This window comes from Halomonas sp. A020, from assembly GCF_027943625.1.
Classification (GTDB): domain Bacteria; phylum Pseudomonadota; class Gammaproteobacteria; order Pseudomonadales; family Halomonadaceae; genus Vreelandella; species Vreelandella piezotolerans.
This window is the reverse complement of record NZ_AP022850.1, coordinates 514,703-531,021: the sequence shown is the minus strand read 5'-3', so window position 1 is coordinate 531,021 and position 16,319 is coordinate 514,703. Positions and strand designations below refer to the sequence as shown.

Annotated in this window: 11 protein-coding genes and 2 tRNA genes; 10 read left to right on the top strand and 3 right to left on the bottom strand. The window is 61.3% G+C overall.

Going from position 1 to position 16,319, the window contains the following annotated elements:
- The first annotated feature begins 88 nt into the window (after window positions 1-88).
- Window positions 89-1,360, top strand: coding sequence for a malic enzyme-like NAD(P)-binding protein (locus FRH_RS02415; protein ID WP_139526346.1), 1,272 nt, complete (start codon window positions 89-91; stop codon window positions 1,358-1,360).
- Window positions 1,361-1,577: 217 nt separating this feature from the next.
- Here FRH_RS02415 and FRH_RS02410 read toward each other — a convergent pair whose 3' ends face one another.
- Window positions 1,578-2,399, bottom strand: coding sequence for an acyl-CoA thioesterase II (locus tag FRH_RS02410; protein ID WP_139526347.1), 822 nt, complete (start codon window positions 2,397-2,399; stop codon window positions 1,578-1,580).
- Between the two features lie 111 nt (window positions 2,400-2,510).
- On the opposite strand from FRH_RS02410, the gene tadA reads away from it, so the two are divergent.
- On the top strand, window positions 2,511-2,963 hold the full coding sequence (gene tadA, locus FRH_RS02405) for a tRNA adenosine(34) deaminase TadA (protein WP_218013975.1): 453 nt from the start codon (window positions 2,511-2,513) through the stop codon (window positions 2,961-2,963).
- A gap of 5 nt (window positions 2,964-2,968) precedes the next feature.
- On the opposite strand, the gene mltF is transcribed toward tadA, so the two are convergent.
- Entirely contained in the window at window positions 2,969-4,435 is a 1,467-nt protein-coding gene (gene mltF / locus FRH_RS02400; RefSeq protein ID WP_219861755.1) for a membrane-bound lytic murein transglycosylase MltF, read from the bottom strand.
- Between the two features lie 165 nt (window positions 4,436-4,600).
- On the opposite strand from mltF, the gene purL reads away from it, so the two are divergent.
- From purL to nadA, 8 genes are all read left to right on the top strand, one after another.
- Complete coding sequence (gene purL / locus FRH_RS02395; RefSeq protein WP_281997686.1) at window positions 4,601-8,527, top strand: phosphoribosylformylglycinamidine synthase; 3,927 nt, start codon at window positions 4,601-4,603, stop codon at window positions 8,525-8,527.
- A gap of 29 nt (window positions 8,528-8,556) precedes the next feature.
- Window positions 8,557-10,365: a DEAD/DEAH box helicase gene (locus tag FRH_RS02390; RefSeq protein WP_281997685.1), complete on the top strand. Its 1,809-nt coding sequence runs from the start codon at window positions 8,557-8,559 to the stop codon at window positions 10,363-10,365.
- A gap of 66 nt (window positions 10,366-10,431) precedes the next feature.
- Window positions 10,432-11,397 (top strand): ScpA family protein, encoded by a 966-nt coding sequence (locus FRH_RS02385; RefSeq protein ID WP_281997684.1) that lies wholly within the window; start codon window positions 10,432-10,434, stop codon window positions 11,395-11,397.
- Window positions 11,394-12,194, top strand: a complete 801-nt coding sequence (gene scpB / locus FRH_RS02380) for an SMC-Scp complex subunit ScpB (protein ID WP_153842502.1) — start codon at window positions 11,394-11,396, stop codon at window positions 12,192-12,194. The genes FRH_RS02385 and scpB overlap by 4 nt, the downstream gene beginning before the upstream one ends.
- Window positions 12,181-13,056, top strand: a complete 876-nt coding sequence (gene rluB, locus FRH_RS02375) for a 23S rRNA pseudouridine(2605) synthase RluB (protein ID WP_139526354.1) — start codon at window positions 12,181-12,183, stop codon at window positions 13,054-13,056. Before scpB ends, rluB begins: the two co-directional genes overlap by 14 nt.
- Before the next feature lie 118 nt (window positions 13,057-13,174).
- Window positions 13,175-13,250 (top strand) — tRNA-Lys (locus FRH_RS02370).
- 108 nt (window positions 13,251-13,358) lie between these two features.
- Window positions 13,359-13,434, top strand: a tRNA-Lys gene (locus tag FRH_RS02365).
- Window positions 13,435-13,722: 288 nt separating this feature from the next.
- The gene (gene nadA / locus FRH_RS02360; protein WP_281997683.1) at window positions 13,723-14,751 is read left to right on the top strand and encodes a quinolinate synthase NadA; all 1,029 of its coding nucleotides are present in this window, start codon (window positions 13,723-13,725) and stop codon (window positions 14,749-14,751) included.
- Between the two features lie 76 nt (window positions 14,752-14,827).
- Here the strand turns inward: nadA and FRH_RS02355 are convergent, their stop codons facing one another.
- Window positions 14,828-16,288 (bottom strand): M48 family metalloprotease, encoded by a 1,461-nt coding sequence (locus FRH_RS02355; RefSeq protein ID WP_281997682.1) that lies wholly within the window; start codon window positions 16,286-16,288, stop codon window positions 14,828-14,830.
- Between the last annotated feature and the right edge of the window lie 31 nt (window positions 16,289-16,319).

Sequence of the window (16,319 nt, the reverse complement as noted above, 5' to 3'; positions counted from 1 at the left end):
TAGGTAAGTTTACTACGTGCTTGAGACGCCTAGGTTTTTTCTATATTCTGATACGACTTTTCTACTTTAGGCTGATGAGACCTTGACCATGACGGATGCAAACAAACAGGCAGCTTTGGATTATCACGCTAAACCGATTCCCGGTAAGCTCTCCGTGGAGCTGACCAAGCCCACTGCGACAGCGCGGGACTTGGCCCTGGCGTATAGCCCAGGCGTTGCCGAGCCGGTTCGCGAAATCGCCCGCGAAGCGGAAAATGCGTACCGCTATACCGGCAAGGGCAACTTGGTTGCGGTCATTTCGGACGGTAGCGCGATTCTTGGCTTGGGCAACCTGGGGCCGCTGGCCAGCAAGCCGGTCATGGAGGGCAAAGGCGTCCTGTTCAAGTGCTTTGCGGGCATCAACTCGGTGGATGTCGAAGTGGATGCTGAAAGCCCGCAGGCGTTCATCGACACCGTGGCGCGCATCGCCGATACCTGGGGTGGCATCAACCTGGAAGACATCAAAGCGCCCGAGTGCTTCGAGATCGAAAAAGCCCTGATCGAGCGTTGCAACATTCCTGTCTTTCACGATGACCAGCACGGCACGGCCATCGTCACCGCTGCAGGTATGCTCAACGCGCTGGATATCGCGGGCAAGCGCATCGAAGACGTGAAGATCGTCTGCATGGGGGCGGGAGCGGCGGCGATTGCCTGTATGCGCCTGCTAGTCTCTTGCGGCGCCAAGAAAGAGAATCTGGTCATGCTGGACCGTCGCGGTGTGATTCACACTGATCGCGATGGGATCAACGAGTACAAAGCCGAGTTTGCCCGCGATACCGACATGCGTACGCTGGACGATGCCATCGACGGTGCGGACGTGTTCATCGGCCTCTCTGGCCCGGGCCTGCTCTCGGCGGAGCAGGTGAAAAAGATGGCCGCTGACCCGGTGATCTTCGCTTGTACGAACCCGGACCCGGAAATTCACCCGGATGTAGCCCGCGAAGCGCGCCCGGACGTAATCATGGCCACCGGCCGCTCGGACTTCCCGAATCAGGTGAACAACGTGCTGGGCTTCCCGTTCATCTTCCGCGGTGCGCTGGATGTTCGCGCCACGCGTATCAACGAAGCCATGAAACTGGCCGCCGTTCATGCGCTGAAAGATTTGGCGCGCGAGCCTGTTCCCCAGGAAGTGCTCAATGCCTACGAGCGTACCGAGATGAGCTTTGGCCGCGATTACATCATCCCCACGCCGGTGGATATCCGCCTGCTGGCCCGTGTGTCATCAGCAGTGGCCCAAGCAGCGGTCGACTCCGGCGTGGCCCGCAAGCCGTATCCGGCTCACTACCCGCTGAAAACTATTAATGATGTGTATGGTGGATAATCAACAAGGCCACTTAGGTCAGGACAGACCGTAACGGGGGGCTTTCGCCATGGCCGAAAAATGCTCCCTGCAATTTCGGCATTTCCACCATCCATGGCGGTCAGATGGCGAAAGTAGCGCCCAAGGATGGGTTTACAGCGCCCCCGTCTAGGGTTGTGCTGACCGGTATTTTACAACGCCCGCTCATCGCGGGCGTTGCCGTTTTTGGGACAGTGGTTCACGAAGTTGGATAGCGTACCAGCCCCTCTTGCGCCGTCGATGCCACCAAACGCCCATCGCGGCGATAGATATGACCGCGGGCCAAGCCCCGCGCGCCGCCTGTCCAGGGGGAGTCGATGGCGTAGAGCAGCCACTCATCCAGCCGCGTATCTTCATGCAGCCACAGGGCATGATCCAGACTGGCGATGCGCAGTTTCGGATCGGTGTACTTGATGCCGTGAGGAATCAGGCCGGTGGTGAGCAGATTGAAATCCGAGGCATACGAGAGCAGGTGACGATGCAGCGCCGGGTCGTCCGGCAGCGGCCCGCCAGCAAAACGGAACCAAAGACATTGGCCCGCCGGTGAGGCGCTGTCTGGATTGTCCTTCAAGTGTAAAAATTCGATCGGGTGGCCGGGGAAGCGCGCGTGCTTGGCATCGCCACTCTCGATGAGTGCTTCCGGTGTAGGCACCTGGGGCATGGCTCGCTGATGGTGGAGGCTCTCTTCAGCACTCTGGAAAGAAGCGCTGCAGAAGAAGATCGGTCGACCTTTTTGAATGGCCGTCACACGACGGGTGGTAAAGCTGCCGCCGTCGCGGATGGTATCGACCTGATACACCACCGGGCGGTGGGGGTCGCCGGGCCGCAAAAAATAGCCATGCTGGGAGTGTGGGCGGCGCTCGTCCGGCACCGTGCGCGCCGCTGCGGCGAGCGCTTGGCCCAATACTTGGCCCCCATACAGTTGAGGAAAGCCCAGATCCTGGCTCTGGCCGCGAAATAGCGTCTCCTCTAGGGTTTCAAGCTCTAACAAGTCAACCAGTGACTTCAGCGCATCGTTCATTCTCTGTATCCTTGCTGCTGTCTGTGATCCCACCGATGATTGCAAGCGCACCCAGTGCGGCCATCACGCTATTAAAACGATCGTTTTGCTACCTTAGCGGAGTTTGCCTTGATACGCAGCGATGAATTTTACATGCACCGCGCCATGGACCAAGCGCACCTGGCATTTGCCGCCGGGGAAGTACCGGTGGGCGCGGTGGTGGTGGATGCCCATGGGGAGATCATTGGCGCTGGCCATAATGCACCGCTGGCGAGCTGCGACCCTAGCGGCCACGCTGAGGTGCGCGCGCTGCGTGAGGCGGGCCAGCAGCTGGGCAACTACCGCCTGGAGGGCTGCACGCTGTTCGTGACCCTAGAGCCCTGCATGATGTGTGCAGGCGCCATGGTGCATGCGCGTATCGCCCGGCTGGTATACGGCGCGCCTGAGCCGCGCACCGGCATGGTGGAGTCGAAGGCCAACCTGCTGGCGCAGCCCTGGTTCAATCATCGTATCGTGGTGACGGGCGGCGTGTTGGCCGCGCCCGCCAAGCGGCTGCTCAAGCAGTTCTTCGCCGAGAAACGCTAGCCGGGCTATGGCTCGATGGGTGGCACGATATCGAACAGCAGCAGCGGCTCTTCGCTAGCAGGGGCCTGCTCTAGCTGAAAGAATTGCTGTCGGCTGCGCTCCACGTACTCGATCATCTCGTAGTAGCGACGGATGTTGCGCACGTAGATCACCGGCTCGCCGCCCCGCGCATAGCCGTGGCGGGTTTGGCTATGCCACTCCCGCTCTTGCAGCAGCGGCAGCGCTGCGCGAACGTCCTGCCAGCGATCGGGATCGCCGCCACGCATCTCGGCAATCTTACGGGCATCGTAAAGGTGGCCAAGCCCCACGTTATACGCCGCCATGGCCATATAGAGTCGATCGTCTCCCGTAATGCTGTCGGGCAGACGATCTTTGATGCTGCGCAGGTAGCGCGCGCCGCCGTCGATGCTTTGTGCAGCATCGGTACGGTCGGCCACGCCCATCTCGCTGGCGGTGGGATTGGTCAGCATCATGAGGCCACGTACTCCGGTGGGGGAGACGGCGGTTGGGTCCCAGTGCGACTCTTGATAACCCACGGCAGCCAGCAGTTTCCAATCGAACCCCGTGTCCCGGGCAGCCTGTTTGAAGAGCTCGGTGTAGCTCGGTAAGCGCTCATCGAGATGGGCAAGAAACGTCCGTGTGCCGACGTATTCGAGGTAGTCATCGTGACCAAAATAGCGGCTCACGAGCCCGTCGAGCGTGCCGTTTTCCTGCAGCTCTTGCAGGAACTGGTTGGCGGCGTCGAGCAGCCCTAGCCCCCGGCCGCTGGGTACGGCCCACGCCAACGAGAGCGGCTCGCCTAAAAAGAAACCACGCTCGACGTTAGGGAAAAACAGCCGGTTCAAACGAAACTGGTGATCGAAAATGATCGCGGCATCCAGGGTGCCGCGCTCGACGCGGGCCAGTAGTTCGGCCACTTCGAGCTCGTGGGACTCCTTCCAGCTCAGGTTGGGGTAGTCGCGCTGCAGCGAGCGTAGCGCTTGGCTGGTGCCCGCTTCGCTCAGCGTGCCTAGCTCCAAGCCAACGAGGTCGGCGGGTTCGTCGATACCGTTGAGCCCACGTCGGTACACCACCAAGGGCTGCATGTGAATGATCGAGCGGGTGTAGTGGATGCCTGGGGAGTCCGCCAGCAAGGGCAGGGCGGCGGCGCCCAGGTCGCCCTGTTCGCGCACGGCGGGTAGCACGCTCTCCGGATGGTGGCTCGCGTTCAGGTTGAGACTGACCCCCAGGTAGTCCGCAAAGCGGTGCATCAGCTCGTACTCGAAACCGGTAGGGCCCTGACGGCCTTCATAATAGGTGGTGGGGGTGTTGCGAGTGTGGATCGTGATGAACTCTTTGGCTTGGATCTGCGCGAGATGTTCACCGCTCGTCATGGATGCACTGCGCGGCACTAAAAATAGTAAAAGCGTCGCGATCATCGCGAAATACGCCCGGTAATAGGCAAGAAAGTGTTGGGTAATCGATGTCGGCATGGGGGCTTGTCAACATGGAACAGTCTGCCACGATACCCAGCCTGTTAGACGCTGTCACCTTGTTGATTTCGTGTGAACGCCGCTTTCCAGTATCATAGCGGGATTGCCGCACAGCGGCCCGGTGATTTCCTGCTCGAACTCTTCCTGCTTTAGAGGCTCCCAGATATGCTCGAACTGCGAGGCGCACCCGCCCTTTCCGCCTTCCGCCATGAACGGCTGTTAACGGTGTTGCGTGACCGTGTTCCAGAGGTGGAGGCACTGTCTGCCCACTACGTCCACTTCATCGACCACCACGACGAGCTCGATCAGGCTGCTCAGGAGCGGTTGGCGGAACTGCTGGCGTACGGCAGTCGCGAGCGCCAGGCAACCCCCGATGACGCACAGCGTTTTTTGGTCGTGCCGCGTCTGGGTACCCAGTCACCGTGGTCCTCTAAAGCAACCGACATCGCCCATAACTGCGGGCTAAGCCAGATAAGCCGCATCGAGCGCGGCATCGATTACCGTATAGGCCTGCGCGGCACCCCCAGTGCCGAACAGCTCGAAACGATCAGCGCGCTGCTGCATGATCGGATGACCGAAAACGTGCTGGCCGACGCGGCCGATGCCAGCAAGCTGTTCGCTCACCACGCGCCGGCGCCGCTGGGCAGCGTCGACATTTTGGAAGGCGGCCGCGAGGCACTGGTGGTCGCCAACCGTGAGCTGGGACTGGCGTTGGCAGACGATGAGGTCGATTATCTGGTAGCCGCCTTCATCGAGCTTGGCCGCAACCCCAGCGACGTAGAACTGATGATGTTCGCCCAGGCGAACTCGGAGCACTGCCGTCACAAGATCTTCAACGCGGATTGGATCATCGACGGAGAAGCTCAGAGCCATTCGTTGTTCAAGATGATCAAGAACACGTTCGCCACGTCGCCGGACAACGTGCTCTCCGCCTACAGCGATAACGCGGCGGTGATCAAAGGCAGCCATGGCGGTCGCTTTTTCCCCACGCCGCTTACCGGGGCCGAGGGAGAGCGCGCCCGCTACGACGCCCACCAAGAGCCCATCCACATTCTTATGAAGGTGGAGACCCACAACCACCCCACGGCCATTGCCCCCTTCCCCGGTGCGGCCACCGGCTCTGGCGGTGAGATTCGTGATGAAGGCGCGACCGGTATCGGCGGTAAGCCAAAAGCAGGCCTGGCGGGCTTTACCGTCTCCAACCTGCGTATCCCCGAGTTCGTGCAACCCTGGGAGGCCTTCGATTACGGCAAACCCGAGCGTATGCAGTCGGCGCTCACTATCATGCTGGACGGCCCGATTGGCGGTGCGGCCTTCAATAACGAGTTCGGCCGACCCAATTTGGCCGGCTACTTCCGTACCTATGAGCAGGATGCCCTCAGTGCCGAAGGCATCGAGCGTCGCGGTTACCACAAGCCGATCATGATTGCCGGTGGCTACGGCAACATTCGTGCCCAGCACGTCCAGAAGGGCGAGATTCCGGTGGGCGGCAAGCTGATCGTGATGGGCGGCCCGGCGATGTTGATCGGTCTGGGCGGCGGTGCGGCGTCCAGTATGGCGTCCGGTGAGTCCAGCGCGGATCTGGACTTTGCCTCTGTGCAGCGGGAAAACCCGGAAATCGAGCGTCGTGCCCAAGAGGTCATCGACCGCTGCTGGGCGCTGGGCGAGAAAAACCCCATTCGCTTTATTCATGACGTGGGCGCGGGCGGGCTGTCCAATGCCCTGCCGGAGCTGGTCAAGGACGGTAACCGTGGCGGCCTGTTCGACCTGCGCGCGGTGCCCAACGCCGAGCCGGGTATGAGCCCGCTAGAGATCTGGTGCAACGAAGCCCAGGAGCGCTACGTGCTGGCGGTTGCTCCAGAGGATCTCGATACCTTCGACGCGCTGTGCAAGCGCGAGCGTTGCCCCTACGCGGTGGTGGGTGAAGCCCAGGCGGAGCACCATCTGGAAGTGCGTGACGGCCACTTCGAGACCAAACCCGTCGATCTGCCCATGAGCGTGCTGTTTGGCAAGCCGCCAAAAATGACCCGTTCGTTCGAGCGCCAAACGCCGGAGCTGTCGGGCGTGATGCTGGATAACCTGGACCTGCGCGAAGCGATGGACCGGGTACTACGCCTGCCTACGGTGGCTTCGAAAAGCTTCCTGATCACCATCGGCGACCGTTCCATCACTGGTCAAGTCGCCCGCGATCAGATGGTCGGCCCCTGGCAGGTGCCGGTGGCCGATGTGGCGGTGACCACCGCGAGCTTCGATACCCACGCCGGTGAAGCCATGGCCATGGGCGAGCGCCCGCCGGTGGCGCTGATCGATCCTGCCGCCAGTGCCCGTTTGGCAGTGGCCGAAGCGATCACCAACCTCGCCGCTGCGCCAATTGCCAAACTCTCGGATATCAAGCTTTCCGCCAACTGGATGAGTGCCGCCGATCACCCCGGTGAAAACCAGGCGCTGTACGACGCGGTTCATGCCGTTGGCATGGAGCTGTGCCCCGCGCTCGGGATCGCCGTGCCGGTGGGCAAGGACTCCATGTCCATGCGCACCGCGTGGCAAGAGGGCGGCGACGCCGAAGAGAAAAGCATTACCTCGCCGCTGTCGCTGGTCGTGACCGGGTTTGCACCGGTGACCGACGCGCTAGCGACGCTGACGCCGCAGATCAATCTGGAGCAGGACGAGTCCGACCTGATTCTGATCGACCTGGGCAACGGCCAGAACCGTTTAGGCGGCTCGGCGCTGGCGCAGGTGTACGGGCAAGTGGGTGACGAGTGCCCCGATGTGGACGACCCGGAAGATCTGAAAGCATTTTTCGAAGTGATCCAGGGCCTGAACCGCGACGGCAAGCTGCTGGCCTACCACGACCGCAGCGACGGCGGCCTTCTGGTGACGCTGCTGGAGATGGCCTTTGCCGCGCACGCCGGGCTCGAGATCAAGCTCGACTGGCTGATCGATGAGCCGGTGGAAGCCTTCAGCGCGCTGTTCTCCGAAGAGCTGGGCGCGGTGATTCAGGTCAATCGCCAGCACACCGAAGAGGTGCTGACCCAGTTCGCCATGGCGGGTATCGAAACCTGCGGCGTGATTGCCCGCCCGCGTTACGACGACCAAGTGCGGGTGACGCTGTTCGAAGAGCCGCTGCTGGAGACTACGCGCCAGCTAACCCAGCGTACCTGGGCCGAAACCAGCTACCGCATGCAGGCGCTGCGGGATAACCCCGAGTGTGCGAAGAACGAGTTCGATAACCTGCTCGACGTGCGCGATCCAGGGCTTAGCGCCGAACCGACCTTCGATATCAACGACGATATCAGCGCGCCCTATATCAACACCACCAAGCCCGCCGTGGCCGTGCTTCGCGAGCAGGGCGTCAACGGTCAGGTCGAGATGGCCTGGGCCTTCCACAAAGCGGGTTTTGACGCGGTGGATGTGCACATGAGCGACATCCTCGCAGGTCGTGTCTCGCTGGAGGAGTTCAAAGGCTTAGTGGCCTGTGGCGGTTTCTCCTACGGCGATGTACTCGGCGCAGGCGGCGGCTGGGCGAAATCGGTGCTGTTCAACGAGCGCGCCCGCGAGCAGTTCGAGGCCTTCTTCACTCGGGACGACAGTTTCTCACTGGGCGTGTGCAACGGCTGCCAGATGCTCTCGCAGCTCAAGACGCTGATTCCTGGGGCTGAAAGCTGGCCCGATTTCGTGCGTAACGAGTCTGAGCAGTTCGAGGCGCGCGTATCGATGGTACGGGTAGAAAAGAGCCCCTCGATTTTGCTGGCGGGCATGGAAGGCTCCAAGCTGCCGATTGCCGTGGCACACGGAGAAGGCCGCGCCGAGTTCCGCGATACGGCGCATCTGCGCAGCATGCAGTCGAGCAGCCAAATTGCCCTGCGCTATATCGATAACTACGGCCAAGTCACTACGCGCTACCCGGCCAACCCCAACGGCTCGCCGTCGGGTATCACGGGCCTGACCACCCCAGATGGCCGTGTAACCATCATGATGCCGCACCCCGAGCGAGTGACTCGTGCGGTCACCAACTCCTGGCGTCCGGCGGAGTGGACCGACGATGGTGCGTGGCTGCGCCTGTTCCGCAATGCGCGGGTGTGGCTAGGCTAACGTCATGTGACCAACCCGACAGGTGATGGATGACACATTCTGAAAAGGCGGCCTCCGGGCCGCCTTTCTTGGCTAACGCGACAGCGCCTTCGCTGCGCCCCTACCAAACCGAGGCGGTGAAGCGGGTGGTCGCCCACTTTCGTGCTACCAGCGCCCCCGCCGTGGTGGTACTACCCACGGGTAGCGGCAAGTCACTGGTCATCGCCGAGCTGGCAAGGCTCGCCCGCGGGCGAGTACTCGTGCTGGCCCACGTGCGCGAGCTAGTGGAGCAGAACCACGCCAAGTACCAAGCGTACGGACTGGAGGCGGATATCTTCAGTGCCGGGTTAAAGCGCAAAGAGGCCTGCCGCCAAGTGGTGTTTGGTTCGGTGCAGTCGGTGGTGCGCAACCTGGAGCAGTTCAACGACGCCAGCTTCACTTTACTGGTAATCGACGAGTGCCATCGGGTATCGCTGGAGGAGGACTCCAGCTATCGGCAGGTGATTGAACATCTTCAGAGCCAAAACCCACAGCTGAAGATTTTAGGGCTAACCGCGACGCCGTTTCGCCTAGGCCAAGGATTTATCTACCACCGCCACCACCACGGCATGGTGCGCGGTTCGGAAGAGAGCTTTTTTGCCGACTGCGTGTTCGAGCAGCCGCTGCGCCTGATGGTCAAGCAGGGTTTTTTGGCCGCGCCCAAGCGGCTGGACATGGCCATTGAGGGGTACGACTTCTCGGCGCTTGCCCCCTCGACCAGCGGCCTGTTTCGGGAGGAGGAGCTCAACCGCGTGGTGGCGGGCAATCGGGCGACACCGGGCATCATTGCCCAGGTGGTGGCGTACGCCGCTGACCGTCAGGGGGTGATGATTTTCGCCGCTACGGTCGCCCATGCCGAAGAGATCATGGGCTATCTGCCCGCCGATCAGACCGCGCTGATTACCGGTGCCACGGCCTCGACCGAGCGCACCGCGCTGACCGAGGCCTTCAAGGCGCGGCAATTGAAGTATTTGGTCAACGTGGCGGTACTGACCACCGGCTTCGATGCTCCCCACGTCGATCTGATTGCGATATTGCGGCCCACCGAGTCGGTCAGCCTGTATCAGCAGATAGTGGGTCGCGGGTTGCGCCTCTCGCCGGGCAAAGAGGAGTGCCTGATTCTCGACTATGCGGGCAACCCGTGGGATCTCTACGCCCCGGAAGTAGGCGAACCCAAGCCGGATAGCGATAGCGAACCGGTGCAGGTGCCCTGCCCGGAGTGTGGTCACGCGAACCTGTTTTGGGGAAAGCGCGACGGCGAGCTGGTGATCGAGCACTTTGGTCGCCGCTGTCAGGGGCTGGTGGAGGATGACGCAGGGCGGCGCTGCCAGTGTACGTTCCGCTTTCGCTTCAAGGTATGCGATGAGTGCGGCGCCGAGAACGATATTGCCGCCCGCCGCTGTCATGGCTGTGAGAAGCTGCTGGTGGACGCCGACGACAAGCTTAAGGATGCGCTGAAGTTAAAAGATGCCAAAGTGCTGCGCGTCAGCGGCATGCAGTTGGAAGCGACCACCAATGGCCGTGGCCTGCCGCGCCTGAAAGCCACCTACCACGATGAAGATGGCGACAGCCTGAGTGAATGGTTTGCCTTGGAAACTCCAGCCCAGCGTCGCGCGTTTTATGCCGTTTTTTTACGTGCCCACCTGCGCGCGCCAGGTGGTCAATGGCAACCGACGACGCCTGATGAGGTCGTCAACGAGCAGCGCCGATTGCGCCACCCGGATTTCGTGGTGGGGCGAAAGGTGGGTCGTCACTTTCAAATCCGCGACAAGCTGTTCGACTATCAAGGGCGCTATCGTAAAGCCGCCGATGCGGGCTAGATGCCGTGCTAACAGCGCGCTGTTACACTGTCTTTTTTCAACTCATCAATCAAGGATTCGACCCGCGTGAGCGAGACGCCCAGCGCAGCGCCAGAGCAAGACCAAGACGTGGCGGAAGCTACTGCCGAGCCGGTGGTGGAGGCGCTTGGGCGCCTGTTTGATGAGCCCATTACGCAGTTGCCGGAGGATCTCTATATTCCTCCTGAGGCGCTGCGGGTCTTTCTGGAAGCCTTCGAAGGGCCGCTGGACCTGCTGCTCTATTTAATCCGGCGCCAGAACCTGGATATTCTGACCATCAACGTGGCGACCATCACCCATCAGTACATCGAGTACGTGGAGTTGATGAAAGCCATGGAGATCGAGCTGGCGGGAGAGTACCTGCTGATGGCAGCCATGCTGGCGGAGATCAAATCGCGGACGCTGCTACCGCGCCCGCCTAAAGCGGAGGGCGAGGAAGAGGAGGACCCCCGCGCCGAATTGATTCGCCGCTTACAGGAGTACGAGCGTCTAAAAGAGGCCGCCGAAGCACTGGATACCCTGCCACGCGTCGGCCGAGACTGGTTCAGCGTGCAGGCGGGGTTGCCGCCGCTGGAAACGCGGGTGATTCATCCCGATGTCGAGTTGGACGAGCTGCTAGAGGCGCTGTCCGATATTCTCAAACGCGCCGAGCTGGCTCAGGCCCACCAGATCAGCCGGGAAGTGCTCTCCACCCGCGAGCGAATGCTGAAAATTATGGAGCAGCTCAGCCAGGATGGAGAGAGCGGTCGTTATACGCCTTTCGAGGCGCTATTTACTTTAGATGAGGGGCGGGCCGGGGTGGTCGTCACCTTCATGGCGCTTCTGGAGCTCGCCAAAGAGGCCATGATCGAGATCGTTCAAAACGCACCGCTGTCGCCCATTCACGTGCGCGCCCGCCAAGCGGCGCTGGCCGATGAGGAAGAGGGTGCTTTCGAGCGTTTGGAAGAGGAGCAGGGCGATGCCGCCTCGGCATCCGAAGAGTCTGCGTTTGAACCTGACGAGGAGTCGCGGTGAGAGACACCACGTTAGATGACATCATTGAAGCGGCGCTGCTAGCGGCGGGGGAGCCGCTGCCGGTCGAGCGCCTGGAAACGCTCTTTTTAGAAGAGGAGTGCCCCAGCCGAAAAGCGCTGAGGGAAGCGCTGTCGCGGCTGGCGCTGCGCCACGAGAATGGCGCGCTGGAACTGGTCGAGACTGCCTCGGGCTTTCAGCTACGTATTCGTCCACGCTTGGCTCACTGGGTCTCGCGGCTGTGGGACGAGCGGCCCCAGCGCTATTCGCGAGCGTTGCTGGAAACCCTTGCGCTGATCGCTTACCGCCAGCCGGTGACTCGGGGCGATATCGAAGACGTGCGGGGCGTGAGCGTCAGCAGCTCGATCATTCGTACATTGATGGAGCGCGGCTGGATACGTGTGGTAGGCCACCGGGACGTGCCGGGTCGCCCCGCAGTCTATGCCACCACGCGCAGTTTTCTGGATGACTTCGGTTTGAAAACCCTGGATGCGCTACCGCCCATGCATACGCTGGTCAACGGCGACGATCACGAAGAGCGCGCCGTCGAAGAGGCGTCGGGTGAACAAAACCCGCCCCCACCACTGGACGAAACGACGGAAAGCGTGCAGGATGCGCCACCCCAGCAAGATGAGAACACGTCGGCAGCGAGTGCCGATCACCACGCCGAGACGGCGTTAACCCAGCCGCTTAGTTTTGCCGATTTAGAGGCACGGCTAGCGGCACGTGCAAAGCGTCAACACGAAGACGCTAGCACGCAGACCAACGATGTGAGGTCAGACGACCATGAGTCAGAGTAACAACACCACGCCCCCCACCAGCGAAAAGCTGCAGAAAGTCCTCGCCCGTGCGGGCCTTGGCTCCCGTCGTGAAATGGAAACCGCCATTGCCGACGGCCGAGTGAAGGTGAATAGCCAGGTCGCCAAACTGGGTGACCGAGTGGAGGCCCGGGACAAGGTCAGTTTCGATGATCGCCCTGTGACGCTGCGCCCGGAAGAGGACGTGCCGCGCCGGGTGATCATGTACAACAAACCGGAAGGTGAGCTGTGCACTCGTAAAGACCCGGAAGGCCGCCGCACGGTCTTCGAGCGCCTACCGCGCCTGAAAGGCGAGCGCTGGATTGCGATTGGCCGCTTGGACATCAACACCAGCGGCTTGTTGCTGTTCACCACCGACGGTGAGTTGGCCAACCGCTTGATGCACCCGTCTACTCAGGTGGAGCGTGAGTACGCCGTGCGGGTCATGGGCGACGTCAAGCGTGAGCATATCGTCGCCATGGTCGACGGCGTCATGCTGGAAGATGGCCCGGCGCGCTTCACCGACGTGCAGGAGTTCGGTGGGGAAGGCATCAATACTTGGTTCCACGTGGTGATCTTGGAAGGGCGTAACCGCGAGGTGCGCCGTTTGTGGGAGTCCCAGGGGCTCACCGTTAGCCGCTTGAAGCGCGTTCGCTACGGCAACATCTTCCTCGATAAGCGGGCGAAAGCCGGTGAGTGGGTCGAACTCTCTCAAGACGAGGTGGACGACTTGGCGACGCTTGCCAACCTGGAAACCCGTAAAGTGCCTGAGCTGACGCCAGATGAGAAGAATCGCTGGAGCCGCGACAAGCACAAGCGCCGTCCGGTGCAGGCGATGCGTAAGCCAAAGCCCAAGCGCGGCTAAGTAAGTGACCTCTGCGGTGTTGGCGCTGACAACGCCGCAGGGAGCGGAATATAGACGAAAGATAAAAAAGGGCTTGCTATTCAAAAGCCATATCCGTACTATATGCATCCGTTCGGACGGGTCGTTAGCTCAGTTGGTAGAGCAGTTGACTTTTAATCAATTGGTCGTAGGTTCGAATCCTACACGACCCACCATACGAACCAAACAATTGCATCAAACCGTCTTCGATTTAATGCGTTGTTTTTAATGCCAGTCGATGCGTCCTTCATGGATACTGGCGATAGTCCTGACGCAGCAAATTTGGGTCGTTAGCTCAGTTGGTAGAGCAGTTGACTTTTAATCAATTGGTCGTAGGTTCGAATCCTACACGACCCACCAAATTCCGACGCCCTTGGTAGCTTGCTGCCAGGGGCGTTTTGCTATGTGCATCGTGGTGTGTGGCGAAGTGACGTTGTGCTTGCAGCAACGAAGGGTTGTCCACCACAATGTCTTAACAACGAATGTCATAACAACGACGTTATTGTCCTGACTCTCAGCAGTCAGGTTGGCAGCGTGCCACCGCGAGAGACGCAGCGGCCGCTGCCCTGAGTGCGGCGCATGCGGAGTGCATACGCCGTGACTGGTGTTTAACAGGGGGATTCCCTGTTCGTCACAGTGGTAGACACGATGACTATGATGACCTCTCAAGCGGCGCTAGACGCGCCGCTGCCAAGCCCGTACTGCCCTACCCGAATTCCAGCGGAAGACGAAGCGCGAGTCGCTGAGATCAAGCAGTTACTCAAGGCGAACAACGCCGTGCTCGTGGCGCATTACTATACCGACGACGCCATTCAGCAGTTGGCCGAAGAGACCGGTGGCTGCGTAGCTGATTCCCTTGAAATGGCCCGCTTTGGCGCTCGTCACGATGCCACCACGCTGGTGGTCGCCGGGGTGCGCTTCATGGGCGAAACGGCCAAGATCCTCTCCCCCGAAAAACGGGTGCTGATGCCGACGCTGGAAGCGACATGTTCCCTGGATGTCGGTTGCCCCATCGAAGATTTCAGCGCGTTTTGCGATGCTCATCCTGACCGCACGGTGGTGGTGTATGCCAACACCTCGGCGGCGGTGAAGGCGCGTGCCGATTGGGTCGTGACCTCGTCGATTGCCGTCGACGTCATCGAGCATTTGCAGGCAAAGGGCGAGAAGATTCTCTGGGCGCCGGACAAGCACCTGGGAAGCTACATTCAGAAGAAAACCGGTGCCGACATGCTGATGTGGGACGGTGCCTGCATCGTGCACGAGGAGTTCAAGGCGAAAGGTATCGAGGATCTAAAGCGCCTCTACCCTGACGCCGCCGTGCTCGTGCATCCGGAATCGCCGGAGGCCGTCGTCAAGCTGGCCGATGTGGCGGGGTCCACCTCGCAACTGATCAAGGCGGCGAAAACCCTGCCCAACGAGCAACTGATCGTGGCGACCGATCGCGGCATTTTCTTCAAAATGCAGCAGGCGGTGCCTGGTAAAACGCTCTTTGAAGCGCCCACTGCTGGTAACGGCGCGACCTGCCGCAGCTGTGCCCACTGTCCGTGGATGGCGATGAACGCGCTGGATAATTTGGCAGACGCGCTGCGTGAGGGCAGCGGCGAAATTTTCGTCGACGACGCGCTACGTCAGCAGGCGCTAAAGCCCCTCGAGCGTATGCTGAATTTCAACGCTTAAGCCACCGCACGACCTCCCTATCGTCAGCCAAACGCCCGAACGCTATGCTCGGGCGTTTGGCATGTCTTGATAGGTATTAAAACTTCTCCAGCGCCTCCCGATACTCAAGAAACGCTTCTCGGCGCTGCTCGATGCGCGCGAGCGCTTGGGCGTCGTTCTCCTGCTGGGCAGCGTCTTTGGCAATACCCAGCTGGCGGATGGCGCGGTCTATGCGACCGGTGAGCTGGAGGTGTTCGGCGCGCGCCAAGTGCCCCCAACCGTTAAAGCCGCTGCGCCCAGCAGCCTCCGCAAGCAGGTTGAAGCCCTGTGGATTCTCCGGGTGCTGCGTAGTAATCCCCCGGAGCAAATCGTAGGCGGCGTTAGGATCACGCTGTAACTGCGCTTCCGCCAGGGTGAGTTGAGCAGGCAGATAGTGGGGCATCAGCCGCAGCAGCCGTTGGCTGCGCTCGATGGCGTCGTCGTAGCGCTGTGCTTCCAGGGCTACCTGCGCCGCCGTGGCGGGCAGCATGCCGTAATCAGGCAGTTCGTTGGCTAGCTGGTCGAGGGTTTGCAGCGCGCGGTCGGTATGGCCGTTTTGCGCTGCGATCAGCGCGTCGATGTAGCGTAGTGCAGGCGCCTCGGCACCTTCTTGTGCCAGCCGCGAGGCCGCCTGCTGGGGGGTGTTGCGATAAATGCTCAGCAGCGCTCGTGCGCGCATCATGTCGTACAGCGTATCGCTGGTGTAACGACTGGCGACGCTAAGTTGAGAGGCTCGCGCTTGGGCGTCGCTCAGGCGGCTGTCCGAGACCGGGTGAGTCAGCAAGAACTCAGGCGGTGTACCACCTTGAAGGCGTGACAGCCGCTGCATGGTATCGAACATGCGCACCATGGCCTCTGGATCGTAACCGGCGTCGGCCATGGCCTGCAGGCCGATACGGTCGGCCTCCTGTTCGAAGCGCCTTGAGTAGGCAAGCTGGTCTTGAATCAGCGCCGCTTGAGATCCCATGGCGGTGGCAATGCCCGCGTCGCCGCCGCCGCTGGCGGCAATCAGCATCCCAGCGAGCATGGCCGCCATGGCGGGCAGTTGGGTTTGCTCCGCGCGGGCGCTACCGCGGGCGTAGTGTCGTTGGGAAAGGTGGCCAAGCTCATGGGCAATCACCGAAACGAACGACCCTTCATCCTCGGCGAAGGCAAACAGGCCAGAGTTGATGCCGACGACTCCGCCGGGAACGGCAAAGGCATTGAGCGATCGGTTATCGACCATCACCGTGGTGGTTTGCAGGCTGCCCAACTGACTGTAGGGGGCCAAGCGTGCGACTAGGCTTTCCAGGTAATCACTGACGATGGGGTCCTGCCATTGCGGTGCCTGAGCGCGAAACTGGCGTAGCCACGCGCGACCTAAACGAAACTCTTCGTTGCTCGCGGAGGCCGATGCGCCCCCTAGCGTGGGCAGCCGATAGTCATCATACCCGTGGCTGGGCAAGCTCGCGCACAGGGTGCCAAGCGACAGGGCTAGCGCACAGGCCCAGCGGGCATTGGTGGGTCTAAAAAGCAGCATGACGTCCCCATTCGTTCAAGTAGTGGGCGCG